The following is a 16,807-nucleotide window of genomic DNA, read 5'->3' as shown; positions in this document are numbered from 1 at the left end:
GTCGTGGGGCTGGGGTGCGTGGGCTGGAGGTGGGCGGATGACTTCCGTCAAGAGTGTCGGTCAGACGGCGACTCGCTGCGTATGTCGCCAGGTCACGCTTTCACGAGTTCTTTCCTGATCAGGCTCTCGGCGGTGGCGAGGACGGCGGCCTCGGGACCAGTGCGGGGGTGCCATCCCAGCAGCTGCTGGGCTTTTGCGCTGGTCGTCTGCCTGGCGAAGCCGAGGTCGGGCACGAGCGGACGGAGCTCCTTGTTGAAGAGGGAAACCATGCGGATCACGGCGCTGGGGATGGACCGGGCCGGCACGTGCTTGGCTGCGTCACCGAAGTGGGCTCTGAGGACGGCGCCGATCTCTTTCATCGAGATCGCTGGTCCGCCGGCGGTGAGGAAGCGCTGACCAGCAGCTTCAGGGGTGGTCATGGCCAACAGGTGCGCGCTTGCCACATCGCGTACGTCGACGATCGGGATCCACAGATCGGGATAGCCGGGCATCGCCCCGTCGAGGATTCGCTGAATGAGGTGGTTCGATCCCGAGATCGCCTTGCCCATCACGGGTCCCATGACGGCGACGGGAAGGATCGTGACGAGTTCGGTCGAACCGCCCTCGGCGCCGATGAAATCCCACGCGGCAAGCTCGGAGAGCGTCTTGCTCTTGGTGTACGCGGTGGCACCGGGCCCGTCGAGGACGCTCCAGTCCTCCTCGGTGAACTGGTGGTCGGTGCGCGGGTACCCGTAGGCGACCGCGTGGAACGCGGAGGTGAGGACAACCCGTTTGACACCGGCGTCGCGTGCTGCGCGCAGCACGCGCAGAGTGCCTTCACGGGCCGGAACGATGACATCGTCCTCGTTCTCGACATGCTCCACCTGCACCGGAGAGGCCACATGCAGGACAAAGTCGCACTCGGCGACGGCGTCGGCCCACCCTGCGTCACTCGTGAGGTCCGCCGCCACGAAACTCAACGCGCCGCCGTTCACCATCCCGGCTTCGCTGAGCTGCGTGCGGACCTCGGACTCGCGCCCGAGGGAGCGCACGGTCGTGCGCACCCGGTATCCCTGCTCCAGCAGTTGGAGAATGCAGTGTCCGGCGATGAAGCCGGACCCGCCGGTGACGAGGACGCGAGACTGCGGCGCGGTCATATCCGCACCCCATGGGGACGTGTGGTGATCATCTGTCTTCCTTCCTTGCTCGCCCAGCTCACTGGGCCGTTGACAACTGCTCGGGCCATCCAGCGGCCCGGAGCGGAGCGCGCCCGCTTCAGGGCCGGGCGGCTCCGGGCCTTACCGCGCTGGCACGGCCGCCGGTTCGGTGCTGCGGACGTGCTGGGTAAGGAAGAGGGCTGCGCGCTCCAGTGCCGCGTCGGCCTCGTCGAGAACGCCGGCGAAGCACTGGAACACGTGGGGCACGTCGGCGGTGATGTCGAGGATCACGCTCACGCCGGCGGTGCGGGCGCGGGCGGCCATGCGGGTCGAATCGTCCAGCAGGACCTCGTTCGTGCCCGCCTGCAGGAGCATCGGCGGGAAGCCGGTCAGGTCGGCGGACAGGGCCGGGCTCACCATCGGCTGGCATGGGTCCTGATCCGCGAGGTACAGGGGCGCGATGGTTTCCTTGAGGTACTCGCGAGTGAAGATCGGGTCGATACCTGCCTTGGTGTCCATGCTCTCGCCCGACCCGGTGGCGTCCAGGGAGGGGGAGAAGGCCACGATCGCGGCGGGCATCGCGAGCCCTGCGTCGCGGGCGGCGAGGCAGGTGGTGACGGTGAGGGCGCCGCCGGCGGAGTCCCCGGCGAATGCGATGGCCGAAGGGTCCTGTCCGCTGTCGAGGAGGGCGCGGTAGGCGCCCACTGCGTCGTCGATCGCGGCCGGGAACGGGTGCTCGGGGGCCAGCCGGTAGTCCAGCGAGTGCGACGTGAACCCGGTTTTGGCCACGAGGTGGCCCGTCATCGACAGCGCGGTCTCCGGGGAGCCGGCCACCCAGCCGCCGCCGTGGAAGTACAGGATCGTCCCGGGGCGCGGGTTGTTGTCCGGCGCGACGTGCAGTGCGGGTCGGTCGCCGAGCGTCGTCCGCGTGGTGCGAATGCCGTCCGGCACGATCATCTGGGCCATCGTCAACCCGAATCGGTCTCTGAACGCCTCGACCGACTGCGGGCCCGCGGGGCGGGGCTGCCTCAGCAACGCGTCGACCCGGACGCGCTGTTCCCTGCTCATGCGGATAGCTCCTTTCGGCTGCCGGTCGTGGCGACCGGGGTGCGGCTCTCATGGAGCCAGGTCATTTCGTTCCGGTACTGGGCCTGGACGGCTTCGGGCCGGTCGTCGCCGACCTGGTAGCCCCTGCGGACCTGCGGGTCGATGTCCAGGCGGGTGTTGGGCAGGGCCGGGGTGAGGGAGTCCTTCTCGTAGATCGACGTGATCCGCACGATTCGCCACACCCCGTCAGCCCCGTACTGGGCCCGGTACTGCGAGCGGCAGGCGGAAGCAATGTCGGCCTCGACCCCGTCGAGACCGACATCGATACGCCGCTCGATGACCAGCGGCAGCTCCACCAGCGCGCGGTCCCGATCGATACGCACGGTCTGCGGGCCCAGGCGGTGGACCGCAAGATCGCCGCGGCCGGCCATGTCTCGGGTAGCACGGACGAAGCCGACGCCGCGGAATTCAAGGGTTGAGCCGGCCCAAGAGGTCGGGCAGCGCGCGGGCGCCGGCGAGTCCCCGTGCGGTGACAGTGGCGCAGTCGATACCCGCCTCGCCCATGGCCTGGTCGAACAACTCCATGTCCAGCGCCTCGAATGAGGAGAGGTGCTCGACGGTGTCGGGGGTGACCATGGTGTTCAGCAAGGCCAGGGCGGCGCTGGAGGCGCTGCCCAGTTTCAGCACCTCGATCAGCTGGGGCACGTTCAGCTTCAGCTGGGTGGCCAGGTCGACGATGTCCACGATGGCGGCCTGGTTCAGCATCAGCAGCACGTTGTTGAACAGCTTCGCCGTCTGCCCGGCCCCTGCGGAGCCGAGGTGGACGACGTGGCGGGAGAAGGAGGCGAAGACCTTCTCGCACCGCTCGGCCACCGGCTGCGGCCCGCCGACCATGGTGGTCAGCCGGTGCTCTTCAGCGGCCGGCCTGCCGCCGCTGACCGGGGCGTCCAGGACCTCGACGCCGGCCGTGGCGCACATCTCGGTCAGCCGCACGGCGGCGCTGGGCAGGCCCGTGCCGTGATTGACGACGACCGCCCCCGCACGCAGCACGTCCAACAGCTGCTCGGCCAGGTGCAGGACGTCCTCATCCGTGGCGACGCACAGGGCGACGATGTCGCTTGCCGCTGCCAGGTCATTGATGTCGTGGTGGCGGACGTGCGGCACACCGCTCAGCCCGTCCAGGGAAACGGGCCGCCGGGCCCAGGCGTGCAGAGGGAATCCGGCTTCGGCGATGGCCCTCGCCATGGGCAGGCCCTGGTCGCCCAGGCCGATCCAGCCCACTGCGGGGGCGGCAGATGTTCCTGTCGCTGTCATGCCTCCACGATGGGCACAGGACACAGAAACAGGCAGTAGACCTGCTTTCATAGGACTGCCGGTACCAGGCGCGCCTTGTGACACGTAGGCCAGACTGTCCGGTATGGCAACGACAGAACTCGGCGCAGCCCTGCGGCGGTGGCGTGACCAGGTCTCACCCGAGACGGCGGGTCTTCCCACAGGCGGCCGCCGGCGCGCCGCGGGGCTGCGGCGCGAAGAGCTGGCCCAGCTGGCGGGCATCTCCGTCGACTACGTCACCCGCCTCGAACAGGGCCGGGCCGTCAACCCCTCCGCGCAGGTCGTCGAGGCCCTCGCCCGGGCCCTGCGGCTCACCGGCGGAGGGCGTGCCCACCTCTTCCAACTCGCCGGGCTCGTCCCCCCGGGCCCGGCGAGGGTCCCGGCGTACGTCACACCCAGCGTCCAGCGGATGCTGGACCGGCTCGTCGGCACCCCCGTCGTGGTCTTCGACGCCGCATGGACCCAGCTGCTCGCCAATCCCCTGTACACGGCGCTGATGGGGGAATGGCATGGCAACGATCTCAATGCCGTGTGGCGCAACTTCCTCGGCACCGGCACCCGCGTACGTCACACCCCCGAGTCGCTGGGCGCACTACGTGCTGCGCAGGTCGCCGACCTGCGCAGAACAGCAGGCCGCTACCCGGCCGATCAGCGACTGCAGCAGCTCATCTCCCAACTGCGCGCCAAAAGCGCCGAGTTCGACGACCTCTGGGAATCCGGTGCCGTCGGCCAGCACCAGTCTGCCCGCAAGACCATCGACCACCCTCACGTCGGCGCTCTCACGCTGGACTGCGACGTACTCGTCGTCGCCGGCGACGACCTGCGCATCATGATCTACACCGCCGAACCCGGCAGCCAGGACGACGAACGCCTCGTGCTCCTCGCCGTCATAGGGACCCAGGCACTCACCGGATAGAAGACAATCCGTCGGCCGTTACTCAATGCTTCCGGCCGACCTTGGCAGGTTGCAGCACGTTCGCCCTTCGGCTGTTCGACAACCCCGGGGCGCCGCCGTCAGATGTCCGCTCCCGCCCTCCGGGAACCAGTTCATGCCCGGCGCACCCTCACGCCGCCCCGAACGCCGAGAACGCCCACCCCGTCGCCTGGTGGAGCGCGTCGCCCGGCAGTGCCGCCCGGGCGTCGCGCAGGGCCTCCGCCAGGGAGAGGCCGTCGCTGAGCCCCTTGTGCAGCGCGAGCATCAGCGGCACCACCGCGGCGTCGTTGACGGGTGCCGTGCACGCCACCACTCCCGCCGTGCCGAGCGGCAGCAGGGCGGTGACCAGACCGAGCAGTTCGTCGGCGCCGACGGACGCGAAGCGGGCGGTGTCGCAGCAGGACAGGATGATCCGGTACGGGCTGCGGTCCAGGCGCTCGAAGTCATGGACCACGATCGGCCCGTCGGCCATCCGCAGCGACGAGAACAGCGGGCTGTCTGCGCGGAACGTGCCGTGGGCCGCGATATGGGCCAGTTCGGCGCCGTCGAGTTCCTCCAGCACGCGCGGCACGCGCGCGTCGGCGTGTTCCAGGACCACCGCACCGTCGTACCGGCAGGCCAGATGCGGCACCTCCGCACCGCCGGTCGCCAGCCCCGGCCCGCGCACCAGCACATGGCGCCCGCCCGGCGGCGGCTCGGTCTCCCGGGCGCGCAGCCAGCCGCTCGCCGACGGCGACACACTGAGCACCCGCTCCCGCAGCGACGGCAGCAGCGCCCACGGCACCCGGTGCAGCCGGGCGGGCGGTACGACCACGACGGGGCCGTCGCCCAGGTGCGCCGCCGCAGGACCGAGCAGCAGCTCCTCCAGGCGCCGCCCCGCGGCCTCCACGATGGGCAGCCGGGCATCCGCACCCGGATGGGCCAGACGCCGCAGCCCGGCCTGGACATGCTCCGCCTCGGTCTCCGCCTCGGCCAGCAGCCCCGCCTCGTACCGGCGCACCCGGCCCTGCCCGCACAGCAGGACCTGAACCCGCCCGTCCAGCACGGCGAGTTCGGCCAGCCGTATGTCGTCGCCGAGCCGCCGCAGCAGCCGGATCGGGTCGAAGCGGTCGCCGTCGCCGGGCGTGTCGCCGCGCATGTGCAGCGTCCGGGAGCGGATCTCCCGCTCCAGGCGCCGCTGTTCGCGCTCCAGCACCGGCACCGGCCGCGCCTCCATACGGGCGGCCTCCGCGCGGGCCGCGATCTCCCGGAACGCGGTCAGGCCGCTCTGCAGCTCGGGGTCGGCCGGCGGGCGGGTCGGCGGCGTCGACAGCGCGGTGGCCCGCCAGCGCTCGCTCCACACCAGCAGCCGCCGCGGACTTCCGGAGTCGAGACTGGCCTGCTGGGCCAGCGCCGCGAGTTCCGAGCCCTGTGCGGTGGCACGCGCGCGCAGCTCCGAGGCGCCCAGCGTCATCCGGTGGTCGTCGAGCACGTCCAGGCCACGCCGGCAGGCCTCCAGGACGCCCCGCCCCGACCCTGCCGCCCGGGCCCGCAGCGCCTGCGCCGCCCAGCCCGTCATCCGCGCCAGCGGCGGCCCGCTGCGCCGGCTGCGGGCGGCCACGGCCAGGTGCTGCTCGGCGTCGGCCCGCCAGCCCAGGGTGAGCGCGATCCGGCCCGCGAGCAGCGAGGCCTCCGGCGCGGCCGGCGCGCCGAAGAAGGCCAGCCGTTCCGCCACCGCGGCCGCGTCCGCGACCAGCCGCCCCGAACTGCGCCCTGCCGCGACCCGCGCCTCGATCAGCACCAGCCGGGCATGCGTCTCCCACCAGGTACGCCGCTGCCCGGTGAACAGCCGTACGGCCATGTCGGCGCGGGCGATCGCGGTGTGCGCCTCGCCCGCCAGCCGGGCCGCGGTCGCGGCGGCCAGCAGCAGTTCGGCCTTGCGGGTGGACTGGCCGCCGATGCCGTCGAGCACGGCGATCGCCGCGTCGGCCTCGGCCAGCGCCTCCGGGGCCAGCCCGGCGGCCATCAGCACCTCGCAGCGCCGGATGTTGAGCATGAAGGTGGGTGTGCCGAGCTTGGCGTACCGCTCCTCGGCCTCGTCGAGCAGCCGCAGCGCCGCCGGGATGTCGCCCGACCGGAACGCCGCGAGCCCCCGGCTCTCCACCGCGTCGGCCTTGTCGTGCTCCTGGCCCGTGGTGTCCCACAGCGTCTCCGCCGCCGTGAAGTCGGCGTCCGCGCGGTCCACCGCGCCGAGCGCCAGATGCACGGTCGCGCGCAGGGTCAGCGCCCGCGCCGTCCAGATGACGTCATCCGCCTGCCGCAGCACGGGTATCGCCTTGCGTACGTCCTCCAGCGCCTCCCGGTGGTGGCCCAGGACCCAGCGTGCGTACGCGCGGCGGAACAGCACCCGGGCGCGGGTGTGTCCGCTGCCGCGCACGATCCCGCGCTCCAGCGCGGCCAGCCCCTGCTGTGTGCGCCCCGAATGCACCAATGCGACCCCGAGCGCCGCAAGGGCGTCCGCCTCGCGGTCGGCCGAATCCGCGCGTGCCGCGAGATCCCGGGCACGCCGCAGGTGATACAGGGCGATACGCATGTCGCCCCAGTCCCGCTGCCAGATGCCGATCACCTGGTGGGCGACGGAGGCATGCCACGGCGACGGATCGGCGTCGAGCACCCCTTCCGCCCTCGCCAGCGCGTCGTTGGGGGCGGCGAACACCATCGGCAGCAGTTCGAGAACCGAGTCGCTTCCCGCTGTCACTCAACGGATGGTAGTTGCCCCGGAACCGTGCCACACCGGTTTGGCGCTGTATCAATCAGCGACCGCACGGCTCTGACTGACGAACGTCGCCTCAGGGGGAGGACCCGCCATGGCACCACAGCGATTCCACGAGCAGTTCGAGCAGATCCAACGCTCCATGTCCGACGTCCCCCTAGCGATGGGACCGGACGACTCGGCGGAGTTCATCTACGAGAAGGGCTACGTACTGGTCCGCGACGGCGACGACGCCACTCTCGTCGAGGACACCGTACGGGCCCACTTCACCGCCGAGCCCGACCTGGTCCAGGACCACGTGCGGCGCGCGAGCCCGCAGACCAACCGCTCGGGCATCACCCGCATCCAGGTCGGCGACCCCGGCGAGGGCGACCGGCGCGGCGACCGACCCGTCGCACACGCCCTGCGCGCCCTGCGCGAGACGGAGGGCCGGGCCGGACGCCGGCTGGTCAGCCGCAACCACCTGGTGTCGATCGCGGTGAACTCCTGTCCCGGCGACGAGCCCGTGCCCGTCGCGCAGGCCGAGGGACTCAACCCCACGGCCGCCGAGGGTACTTACGACGAGGGCAGCGCCGTCGGCGTCCTCGTCGTCGACACCGGGCTCATGCACGACTTCCGGTCCGCCGCACTGCTCGCCCACACCGGCGGCGACCCGCAGGTCAAGGAGTGCGACGACGACGGCGTCCTCCAGCAGTACGTCGGCCACGGCACGTTCATCGCCGGGCTCCTCGCCTCGGTCGCGCCCAACACGACCATCACGGTCCGCAACTCCCTGAACGACGCGGGCGCCATCCTGGAGTCCGAGTTCGGCGAGAAGCTGTTCGAGGCCGTCGACGCGGGCGGCTGGCCCGACATCCTGAGCCTTTCCGCGGGCACCTCCAACGGCCGCACCGACGGCCTCATCGGCATCGAGGCCTTCATGCGGGAGCTGCGCGAACAGCGCACCCTGCTCGTCGCCGCGGCCGGCAACAACGGCAGCGCCACGCCGTTCTGGCCCGCCGCCTACGCCGACCTGCCCGACTACCAGGACACCGTGCTGTCGGTCGGCGCGCTGCGCGGCGACGGCGAGTACGGCGCCTGCTTCAGCAACCACGGCGGCTGGGTCAAGGTGTACGCGCCCGGCGAGCGCCTCACCAGCGTCCTCACCGGCTTCGACGCGCCCGTGCCGTACATCTACCAGCACTCCACCTACGACGCGTGCCGGTACGGCTTCGGCTATGCCTGCACCTGCCAGTCCCCGCGCCACACCGGCCTGTTGAGCGAGGAGGGCGGCGCCACCAAGCCCGACCAGGTGATGTTCGAGGGGTTCGCGCACTGGAGCGGCACCTCGTTCGCCACGCCGCTCGTCGCCGGCATGATCGCCGCCCATATGACCGCGCAGCAGGAGAGCGACCCGCGGGTCGCCCGGTACAAGATGCTCGCGGCGAACTCCGGGTTCGCGGAGGTGCGGGGGGCGCACGTTCCGGCACTTCACCCCCCGACCTGGCGCCCTGTCTCCGTCCAGTCCCCGGCTCCTCGGTCATGAGGGTCGGAACCGTCCCCTCCGCGGCGTACGATGACTTGCCGTACACGAGGGGTGGGGCTGTGGACCGAGCAGATGTCGGTGCGCTGGTCCAGTCCGCCGTCGACGGCGACGCGGCGGCCTGGAAGGCGCTCGTGGAGGGGCTGAGCCCACTGGTGTGGTCCGTCGTGCGCGCGCACCGGCTCAGTGATGCCGACGCCCATGAGGTGTACCAGACCGTCTGGTTCCGCTTCGCCCAGCACCTCGGGCGCATCCGGGAACCCGAGAAGACCGGCTCATGGCTCGCGAGCACCGCGCGGCACGAGTGCCTGAAGGTGCTCAAGAGCTTAAGGCGGCTGACCGTGACGAACGATCCGCAGCTGCTCGACCGGGTCAGCGAGGACCGTACGCCGGAACAGTCGCTCCTGGACTCGGAGGAGGCGGCCGCCGAGACCGAGCGCATCCGCTGGATGTGGCAGGAGTTCGAGGAACTCGGCGAACGCTGCCGCGAGTTGCTGCGCGTGCTGATGGCCTCGCCGCCGCCCAGCTACCAGGAGGTGTCCGCCGCACTGGGCATCGCCGTGGGCAGCATCGGGCCACTGCGCCAGCGCTGTCTGCGCCGGCTTCGGGCCCGACTCGACGCACGGGGGGCGCTGTGAACGACGACATGCACGACGACGCGACGGGTGAGCAGTCCTTGGGTGACGACGAGTTCGATGTCGACCTGCTGGAGGAGGAGCTGCGCCAGGCCGCCGCGATCCTGGATCCCGTGCCGGCCCAGTTGCGGCAGATCGCCGTCGAGGCGTTCGCGCTGCACGACCTGGACGCCCGGATCGCCGAGTTGACCTTCGACTCGGTGGAGGACGCCATTCCGGTCAGGGGGGCCACGGACGTACCGCGGATGCTGACCTTCCGCGCGGGGGAGGTGACCGTCGACGTGGAGGTGACGGCGCAGGGGCTGATGGGGCAGGTGCTGCCTCCGCAGCAGGCCCGCATCGAGGTGCTCGGCGGCCCGCAGACGGTCACGCCGGTCCTGGCCGACGACATGGGCCGCTTCACCAGCGACGCCCCGCCGAGCGGCCCGTTCGCCCTGCGGCTGCGGACCGGCGGGGAAGTCGTGGTCACGGAGTGGCTGCGGGCCTGACCCCCGCTGCCCTTCCCGGTCAGAGGCCGGTGAGGGAGGCGGCGCCCACCAGCGCCGCCAACGCCTGTGCGAGCCGGGTGAGTCCGGGACCGACCGGACCACCCGGCTCCGCCATGTACGTGTCCCGACGGATCTCGATCATCAGGGCGGTGACGCGGGGCTCCTTGCCGTAGAACTCCAACGGGACGTACGTACCGCTGAACGGGCTGTCCAGGCCCGTCTCCCCGCACGGCGCGAACGCCTCCCGGGCCGCGGCGAGCAGCTCGGGCGGCGTGTGGAAGGGATCGGTGCCCAGGCAGACCGGCGGCCGCGGGCCCTCCCCGTGCAGCTCGTAGGGGAGCCGGGCGGTCGGATAGGAGTGGACGTCGACGATCACGGCCCGGCCGGTGGCGGCGAGCCGGTCGGCGACGGCCTCCGTCATGGCCTTCGCATACGGCCGGAAGTACCGTTCGACGAGGGGTCCCGGGTCCGTGTCGGCGGGCCTGAGCTCCGCGAGATGCGTGGTTCGCGTGTAGACGGCTCCCATCCCCACGGCCAGCATCTCCTCCCGCTCGTCCGGGAACCGCTCCGGATCGACGACCAGCCGGGACAGCCGGTTCACAAACCGCCACGGGGTCACCTCCGACGCCCCGGCCGCCTCCTCCGCGAGCTCCGCGGTGTACGCGTCGACGATGTGGTCCAGCTCCCGCTCCAGCGCCGAGTCGTCCAGCACGATCCCCGCCCGCACCTCGGGCGGCAGCTCCCGCGCCGAGTGCGGCACATGCAGGATCACCGGCGATTCCCCGGCCCCCGGGAGCAGTTCGAACGACGGCGCGGCAGAGGTCATGAGGGCTGCTCCCGGGGCGTTGTCAGTGGCAGGGTGCACCATCACAGCATGCAAGCGGAGAGGGAGTTCAGGGGAATGGAGGAGTTCGGGGGAATGGAGGAGTTCGGGGGAATGGAGCTAGAGGAGCCGAACGCGTATGAGCAGGGCTGGCTGGCAGTCCTGGACGAGTTGCGCGACAGCCCGGCGATCGACGTACTGCATGAGGTGCGGGACGACATCGACCTGATGGCGGAGGACTCGGCCTTCGACGACCTCGCCGAGTGGGAAGGCATCGAAATCGACCCCGGCCCCTGTCAGGCGTACGTCCGGTTCTCGCAACTGGGCTGCCTGTGGCGGACCGTTCGGCCCGAGCAGGACCTCGCAGGCGAGTTCAGGCTCAGCCCCCTGCCGCTGTCGGTGCACGAGTATCCGCCCGAATTCACCTCGCCGCTCTACTCCGACGAACAGCGCGAGATTTCCTCCGGGTTCCGCATCATCGACTCCAGCCCTTTCACCGGCACGGGCTCCTTCGCCGCGATGCGCCTGCAACCCGGCGTCGGCAACCCCGAGATCTGGTTCTCCGACCACCGGACGAACACCCTCTGGAAGATGGATCTCGACTACATCGCATACATGGAGGCCCTGCGGCTCACGAAGGGCACCTTCGACTGGCAGCACCTCTTCACCGAGGCCCCTCTGAACAGCGAGGAATTCGCCGGCACGGCCCGGGATCTGGCGGCCATGCTGGACATACTGCCGAGTGTGTTCACCGACCACGACTACACGGACCTGCGGGCCCGGCTGGAGGCCAGAGAGGGGCGTGTGCGCCGTGCATGAGCTTTCCCGGGACGATGCCCGACGTATCGCGGTGCGCGCGCAGCTGCTGGACGGTTCCCCGCCGGGCGGGCTGTTGGAGGTCGTACGACGGCTGACCCTGCTGCAGGTCGATCCGATCGCCGCGATCGCGCCCAATGCCGACCTCGTGGCGTGGAGCAGGCTCGGTTCCTCGGGGTATTCGCCGGCCGACCTGACCGCCGCGCTGGCGGACCGGGCGCTGGTGGAGGTGCAGGCGATGATCCGGCCCGGTGAGGATCTCGCGCTGTACCGCGCGGAGATGGCCGAGTGGCCGGAGCGGGGGACACCGTCGTCGTGGCGGGAGTATCACCGTAAGTGGGTGGGGGCCAATGACGTCTGTCGCCGGGACATTCTGGAGCGGCTCGGCGCCGCCGGTCCGCTGCCGTCCCGTGCGCTTCCGGACACCTGCGAGCTGCCGTGGAGGTCCAGCGGTTGGAGCAACAACCGCAATGTCACCAAGCTGCTGGAGCTGATGGTGCAGCGGGGTGAGGTCGCCGTGGCGGGGCGCAGTGGCGGGGACCGGCTGTGGGATCTGGCCGAGCGGGTGTATCCCGACGCCCCCGCGGTGCCCGTCGAGGAGGCGCTGCGCGTCCGGGACGAGCGGCGGCTGCGGGCGTTGGGCATCGCCCGGGCGCGGGGCCCGGAGTGCCAGGTCGAGCCGGCGGACGTGGGGGAGGCCGGTGAGGCGGCCGTCGTCGAGGGGGTGCGGGGCAAGTGGCGTGTCGATCCTGCCCAGTTGGGGCGGCCGTTCGCGGGACGGGCGGCACTGCTGTCCCCCTTCGACCGGCTTGTGCACGACCGCAAGCGCACCGCCGAGCTGTTCGCGTACGAGTACCAGCTGGAGATGTACAAACCCGCGGCCAAGCGCCGCTGGGGATACTTCGCGCTGCCGGTCCTGTACGGCGACCGGCTGGTGGGCAAGCTCGACGCCGCCGCCGACCGCAAGGCGGGAGTGCTGCGGGTGAACGCACTCCACGAGGATGAGCCGTTCACCGAGACCATGCGCGCGGAGATCGGCGGGGAGATCGAGGACCTGGCCCGCTGGCTGGAGCTGGAGCTCGTACTGCCCGGCTGAGCGCCTGTGCGGCGGGGGACATGACTCCGCCCCGGCAGACGTGGTGTCGGCCGGGGCGGAGCCTGGGAGCGGGGTGCGTCAGCTCAGGGACGCGAGGGCCTCGTTCCACGTGGCCGACGGGCGCATGACCGCGGCGGCCTTGGCCGGGTCGGGCTGGTAGTAGCCGCCGATCTCGGCCGGCTTGCCCTGGACGGCGATCAGCTCGTCGACGATCTTCTGCTCGTTCGTCGTGAGCGTCTCGGCGAGCGGGGCGAAGGCCTTCGCCAGCTCGGCGTCGTCGGTCTGCTTGGCCAGCTCCTGCGCCCAGTACAGGGACAGGAAGAAGTGGCTGCCGCGGTTGTCGATGCCGCCGACGCGACGGGTCGGGGACTTGTCCTCGTTGAGGAAGGTCGCCGTGGCACGGTCCAGGGTGTCGGCGAGGACCTGCGCGCGGGTGTTGCCGGTGGCCGTCGCGTACTGCTCAAGCGACGGCACCAGCGCGAAGAACTCACCGAGGGAGTCCCAGCGCAGGTAGTTCTCCTTGACGAGCTGCTGGACGTGCTTCGGCGCGGAACCGCCGGCGCCCGTCTCGAACAGGCCGCCGCCCGCCATCAGCGGGACGACCGACAGCATCTTGGCGCTGGTGCCCAGCTCCAGGATGGGGAAGAGGTCGGTGAGGTAGTCACGCAGGACGTTGCCCGTGACCGAGATGGTGTTCTCGCCGCGGCGGATGCGCTCCACCGACAGCTTGGTGGCGTCGACCGGGGCCAGGATGCGGATGTCCAGGCCCTCGGTGTCGTGCTCCGGCAGGTAGGCGTTGACCTTGGCGATCAGGTTGGCGTCGTGCGCACGGGTCTCGTCCAGCCAGAACACGGCCGGGTCGCCGGTGGCGCGGGCGCGGGTGACGGCCAGCTTCACCCAGTCCTTGATCGGGGCGTCCTTGGTCTGGCAGGCGCGGAAGATGTCGCCGGGGGCGACCGGCTGCTCGATGACCACGTTGCCGGCCTGGTCGACCAGGCGGACCGTGCCGGCCGCCTTGATCTCGAAGGTCTTGTCGTGGGAGCCGTACTCCTCGGCCTTCTGCGCCATCAGGCCGACGTTCGGGACGGAGCCCATGGTCGAGGGGTCGTAGGCGCCGTTGGCGCGGCAGTCGTCGACCACGACCTGGTAGACACCGGCGTACGAGGAGTCCGGCAGCACCGCGAGGGTGTCGGCCTCCTGGCCGTCGGGGCCCCACATGTGGCCGGAGGTGCGGATCATGGCCGGCATCGAGGCGTCGACGATCACGTCGGACGGCACGTGCAGGTTGGTGATGCCCTTGTCGGAGTCGACCATGGCCAGCTCCGGGCCCTCGGCGATCTCCGCGTCGAAGGACGCCTTGATGTCCGCGCCGTTCGGCAGCGCGTCCAGGCCCTTGAGGATGCCGCCCAGACCGTCGTTCGGGGACAGACCGGCGGCGGCGAGCGCCTGGCCGTACTTCTCGAAGGTCTTCGGGAAGAAGGCGCGCACCACGTGGCCGAAGACGATCGGGTCGGAGACCTTCATCATCGTGGCCTTGAGGTGCACCGAGAACAGCACGCCCTCGGTCTTGGCCCGGGCGACCTGCGCGGTCAGGAACTCGCGCAGCGCGGCGACCCGCATCACGGAGGCGTCGACGACCTCACCGGCGAGGACCGGTACGGACTCGCGCAGCACGGTGGTCGAGCCGTCCGCGGCGACGTGCTCGATCTTGAGCGCGCCGGCCTCGGAGATCACGGCGGACTTCTCGGTGGAGCGGAAGTCGTCCTGGCCCATGGTCGCCACGTTGGTCTTGGACTCGGAGGACCAGGCGCCCATGCGGTGCGGGTGGGTCTTGGCGTAGTTCTTGACCGAGGCGGGGGCGCGGCGGTCGGAGTTGCCCTCACGCAGGACCGGGTTCACGGCGGAACCCTTGATCTTGTCGTAGCGGGCCTGGATGTCCCGCTCCTCGTCGGTCTTCGGGTCGTCCGGGTAGTTCGGCAGTGCGTAGCCCTGGCCCTGGAGCTCGGCGATGGCCGCCTTGAGCTGCGGGATCGACGCCGAGATGTTCGGCAGCTTGATGATGTTCGCCGCGGGCGTCTTGGCGAGCTCACCGAGCTCGGTGAGGGCGTCCGGGATGCGCTGGTCCTCGGTCAGGTACTCCGGGAACACCGCGATGATGCGGCCGGCCAGCGAGATGTCACGCGTCTCCACGGCGACACCCGCCTGCGAGGCGTACGTCTGGACCACCGGCAGGAAGGAATACGTCGCCAGGGCCGGGGCCTCGTCAGTGTGCGTATAGATGATGGTCGAGTCAGTCACCGGGTGCTCCGCTCCACGTCTGCAACATTGCTCGACATCAAGATATCTCGTGATCGACCTCGGCTCGACAGGGGTCCGCACAGCGGTGCGGGATGTGTGCCGAGATCTCGGATCCACGCAAGAGGAAGAACCCCCTCCGTGCAACCTGATCGTCGGCTCCGACAGTCATGTAGGGAGATCACCGACACGGCGGCCGGTCCTGACCTCCCGGCCGCCCCAGCGAAAGCGGACCATGAGATATCGCACCCGAGTGACGGCCCCCGCGGCCGCCCTGATCGGCACCGCGGCGGCCCTGACCGCCGCTCCCTCCGCCCTCGCGGCACCGACGCGCACGGGGACGTCGGCCGCCAAGACCGCCGGCACGCCGGGTCCCGAGACCCTCGGTGACAGCGTCTACCCGGCCCTCGGCAATGACGGCTACCGCGTCTCGGCCTACCACCTCGACTTCTCCTACGACGCCACGACGCGGCTGGTCGACGCCACCGCGACCCTGCGGATCCGCACCACCCAGGCGCTGTCCCGCTTCTCCCTCGACTCCCTCGGCCTCGACATCCGCTCCGTGCGCGTCGGCGGCCGCACGGCGACGTTCGAGCAGGTGGCCGAGAAGCTGCGCATCACGCCCGCACGGACGCTGCCGAACACGTCCTACGTGACCGTGTGCGTCGAGTACTCGGCTGACCCGCGCCGTATCCCGCAGCCGCACACCGGCTGGGTCGACACGCTGGACGGGTTCGCGGCCTGCTGCCAGCCGAACCTGGCCCACACCGTCTTCCCGTGCAACGACCACCCCTCCGACAAGGCCGACTTCACGTTCCGCATAACCGTCCCCGGCAACCTGCGGGGCGTGGCCTCCGGCCTGCTGGAACGCACCGAGAGCCTCTCCGACGGCCGTACCGCGTACACGTACCGCTCCCGCGAGCCCATGGCCACCGAACTGGTGCAGATCACGGTCGGCGACTACGTGATCAAGGACCGGCAGGGCCCGCACGGCCTCCCGCTGCGCGACGTCGTCCCGGTCGCGCGCGCCGAGGCACTGGAACCGGCGCTCGCGCTGACGCCGAACCTGGTCGAGTGGCTGGAGGCGCGGCTCGGGGCCTACCCCTTCGAGACGTACGGTCTGCTGCCCTGCAACTCCGACGCCTCGAACGCCTTCGACTTCACCGGCCTGGAGAGCCAGACCCTTACCATCTACAAGCCGAACTATCTGCTCCAGGCGGAGCCGAAGATCGGCTCGCACATGATGCACGAGCTGGTCCACTCCTACTTCGGGAACAGCGTCAGCCCCGCCAACTGGGCCGACCTGTGGATCAACGAGGGCCACGCCGACTTCTACGGGCTGCTCTACCGCTACGAGCGCGGCTGGCCGGACTCCCTGGGCCTGACCACCCTGGAAGCCCGGATGAAGAACACCTACGCCCAGGGCGACCAGTGGCGGCGCGACTCCGGGCCGGTCGCCGCGCCCAACGAGGCGAACCTGTTCGACGGCCAGCGCTACCTGGGCGGCGTGCTGGTCCTGTACGCGCTGCGCAACCTCGTCGGCGAGAGCGTCTTCAACGCGCTGGAGCGAGCCTTCCTCGACCGGTACCGCAACTCCTCGGCATCGACGGCCGACTACATCGCCGTCGCCTCGGAGGTCTCCGGTCAGGATCTGTCCGGATTCCTCCAGGACTGGCTGTACGGCACGAAGACGCCGCGGATGCCGGGGCATCCGGACTGGACGGTCACGCCGGTGAACCCGTCGCTCGCCGCGCCGCACAGCCGCAGGCGCAGCCGCTCCCACGACAACTCGGCCACCCTGTAGGGAAGTCCGGGCAGGTCAGTCGAGGGGGGGGGGGGGGGGCCCCCGCGCCCCCCCCGGGGGTGCGCGGGGGGGGGGGAGGCACCCGGCCCGGGGGGGTAGCGGGCGGGGGCGGGGGGGCCGGGGGGTT

General features: G+C 71.0%; 14 protein-coding genes. 7 read left to right on the top strand and 7 right to left on the bottom strand.

Annotated features, from left to right (window positions below; genetic code table 11):
* Nucleotides 1–92 precede the first annotated feature (92 nt).
* The 4 genes from ACFWYS_RS17055 to ACFWYS_RS17040 all read right to left on the bottom strand — a co-directional run bounded on the left by ACFWYS_RS17055 (nt 93) and on the right by ACFWYS_RS17040 (nt 3,497).
* On the bottom strand, nt 93–1,136 hold the full coding sequence (locus ACFWYS_RS17055) for an SDR family oxidoreductase (RefSeq protein ID WP_384768759.1): 1,044 nt from the start codon (nt 1,134–1,136) through the stop codon (nt 93–95).
* A 141-nt stretch (nt 1,137–1,277) separates the two neighbouring features.
* A complete protein-coding gene (locus ACFWYS_RS17050; RefSeq protein WP_384768755.1) occupies nt 1,278–2,204 on the bottom strand; it encodes an alpha/beta hydrolase in 927 nt (308 codons plus the stop codon).
* Nucleotides 2,201–2,614 (bottom strand): hypothetical protein, encoded by a 414-nt coding sequence (locus ACFWYS_RS17045; RefSeq protein ID WP_384768753.1) that lies wholly within the window; start codon nt 2,612–2,614, stop codon nt 2,201–2,203. The genes ACFWYS_RS17050 and ACFWYS_RS17045 overlap by 4 nt, the downstream gene beginning before the upstream one ends.
* Before the next feature lie 37 nt (nt 2,615–2,651).
* Nucleotides 2,652–3,497: an NAD(P)-dependent oxidoreductase gene (locus ACFWYS_RS17040; RefSeq protein ID WP_384768750.1), complete on the bottom strand. Its 846-nt coding sequence runs from the start codon at nt 3,495–3,497 to the stop codon at nt 2,652–2,654.
* Nucleotides 3,498–3,600: 103 nt separating this feature from the next.
* On the opposite strand from ACFWYS_RS17040, the gene ACFWYS_RS17035 reads away from it, so the two are divergent.
* Nucleotides 3,601–4,431, top strand: coding sequence for a helix-turn-helix transcriptional regulator (locus tag ACFWYS_RS17035; RefSeq protein WP_384768747.1), 831 nt, complete (start codon nt 3,601–3,603; stop codon nt 4,429–4,431).
* 148 nt (nt 4,432–4,579) lie between these two features.
* Here ACFWYS_RS17035 and ACFWYS_RS17030 read toward each other — a convergent pair whose 3' ends face one another.
* A complete protein-coding gene (locus ACFWYS_RS17030; RefSeq protein WP_384769118.1) occupies nt 4,580–7,147 on the bottom strand; it encodes a CHAT domain-containing protein in 2,568 nt (855 codons plus the stop codon).
* A gap of 148 nt (nt 7,148–7,295) precedes the next feature.
* Between ACFWYS_RS17030 and ACFWYS_RS17025 the strand changes: the two genes are divergently transcribed.
* Genes ACFWYS_RS17025 through ACFWYS_RS17015 form a run of 3 tightly spaced genes read left to right on the top strand, consistent with a single transcriptional unit; the run spans nt 7,296 to nt 9,846 of the window.
* Nucleotides 7,296–8,726: a S8/S53 family peptidase gene (locus ACFWYS_RS17025; protein ID WP_384768744.1), complete on the top strand. Its 1,431-nt coding sequence runs from the start codon at nt 7,296–7,298 to the stop codon at nt 8,724–8,726.
* Between the two features lie 59 nt (nt 8,727–8,785).
* A complete protein-coding gene (locus tag ACFWYS_RS17020) occupies nt 8,786–9,361 on the top strand; it encodes an RNA polymerase sigma factor (protein ID WP_384768741.1) in 576 nt (191 codons plus the stop codon).
* A gap of 8 nt (nt 9,362–9,369) precedes the next feature.
* The gene (locus ACFWYS_RS17015; RefSeq protein ID WP_384769115.1) at nt 9,370–9,846 is read left to right on the top strand and encodes a hypothetical protein; all 477 of its coding nucleotides are present in this window, start codon (nt 9,370–9,372) and stop codon (nt 9,844–9,846) included.
* Nucleotides 9,847–9,865: 19 nt separating this feature from the next.
* On the opposite strand, the gene ACFWYS_RS17010 is transcribed toward ACFWYS_RS17015, so the two are convergent.
* Nucleotides 9,866–10,672, bottom strand: a complete 807-nt coding sequence (locus ACFWYS_RS17010; RefSeq protein ID WP_384768738.1) for an N-formylglutamate amidohydrolase — start codon at nt 10,670–10,672, stop codon at nt 9,866–9,868.
* Between the two features lie 48 nt (nt 10,673–10,720).
* Between ACFWYS_RS17010 and ACFWYS_RS17005 the strand changes: the two genes are divergently transcribed.
* Nucleotides 10,721–11,488 carry a hypothetical protein gene (locus ACFWYS_RS17005; RefSeq protein ID WP_384768735.1) on the top strand — a complete coding sequence of 256 codons (768 nt, stop codon included), beginning with the start codon at nt 10,721–10,723 and terminating at the stop codon, nt 11,486–11,488.
* On the top strand, nt 11,481–12,581 hold the full coding sequence (locus ACFWYS_RS17000; RefSeq protein WP_384768732.1) for a DNA glycosylase AlkZ-like family protein: 1,101 nt from the start codon (nt 11,481–11,483) through the stop codon (nt 12,579–12,581). The genes ACFWYS_RS17005 and ACFWYS_RS17000 overlap by 8 nt, the downstream gene beginning before the upstream one ends.
* 78 nt (nt 12,582–12,659) lie before the next feature.
* Here ACFWYS_RS17000 and ACFWYS_RS16995 read toward each other — a convergent pair whose 3' ends face one another.
* Entirely contained in the window at nt 12,660–14,879 is a 2,220-nt protein-coding gene (locus ACFWYS_RS16995; protein WP_384768729.1) for an NADP-dependent isocitrate dehydrogenase, read from the bottom strand.
* Between the two features lie 232 nt (nt 14,880–15,111).
* On the opposite strand from ACFWYS_RS16995, the gene ACFWYS_RS16990 reads away from it, so the two are divergent.
* Nucleotides 15,112–16,680, top strand: a complete 1,569-nt coding sequence (locus tag ACFWYS_RS16990) for a M1 family metallopeptidase (protein ID WP_384768726.1) — start codon at nt 15,112–15,114, stop codon at nt 16,678–16,680.
* Nucleotides 16,681–16,807: the final 127 nt, after the last annotated feature.

The organism is Streptomyces sp. NPDC059010, from assembly GCF_042740355.1.
In the GTDB taxonomy this organism is placed as follows: domain Bacteria; phylum Actinomycetota; class Actinomycetes; order Streptomycetales; family Streptomycetaceae; genus Streptomyces.
This window is presented reverse-complemented; position numbering and strand designations above follow the sequence as displayed.

What these genes read in the sequence shown, in the direction of transcription:
- ACFWYS_RS16990 (WP_384768726.1), top strand. Translation starts at nt 15,112, where the DNA reads ATGAGATATCGCACCCGAGTGACGGCCCCCGCGGCCGCCCTGATCGGC.
- ACFWYS_RS17005 (WP_384768735.1), top strand. Translation starts at nt 10,721, where the DNA reads ATGCAAGCGGAGAGGGAGTTCAGGGGAATGGAGGAGTTCGGGGGAATG.
- ACFWYS_RS17010 (WP_384768738.1), bottom strand. Translation starts at nt 10,672, where the DNA reads ATGACCTCTGCCGCGCCGTCGTTCGAACTGCTCCCGGGGGCCGGGGAA.
- ACFWYS_RS17050 (WP_384768755.1), bottom strand. Translation starts at nt 2,204, where the DNA reads ATGAGCAGGGAACAGCGCGTCCGGGTCGACGCGTTGCTGAGGCAGCCC.
- ACFWYS_RS17055 (WP_384768759.1), bottom strand. Translation starts at nt 1,136, where the DNA reads ATGACCGCGCCGCAGTCTCGCGTCCTCGTCACCGGCGGGTCCGGCTTC.
- ACFWYS_RS17045 (WP_384768753.1), bottom strand. Translation starts at nt 2,614, where the DNA reads ATGGCCGGCCGCGGCGATCTTGCGGTCCACCGCCTGGGCCCGCAGACC.
- ACFWYS_RS17035 (WP_384768747.1), top strand. Translation starts at nt 3,601, where the DNA reads ATGGCAACGACAGAACTCGGCGCAGCCCTGCGGCGGTGGCGTGACCAG.
- ACFWYS_RS17015 (WP_384769115.1), top strand. Translation starts at nt 9,370, where the DNA reads ATGCACGACGACGCGACGGGTGAGCAGTCCTTGGGTGACGACGAGTTC.
- ACFWYS_RS17025 (WP_384768744.1), top strand. Translation starts at nt 7,296, where the DNA reads ATGGCACCACAGCGATTCCACGAGCAGTTCGAGCAGATCCAACGCTCC.
- ACFWYS_RS17040 (WP_384768750.1), bottom strand. Translation starts at nt 3,497, where the DNA reads ATGACAGCGACAGGAACATCTGCCGCCCCCGCAGTGGGCTGGATCGGC.
- ACFWYS_RS17030 (WP_384769118.1), bottom strand. Translation starts at nt 7,147, where the DNA reads ATGGTGTTCGCCGCCCCCAACGACGCGCTGGCGAGGGCGGAAGGGGTG.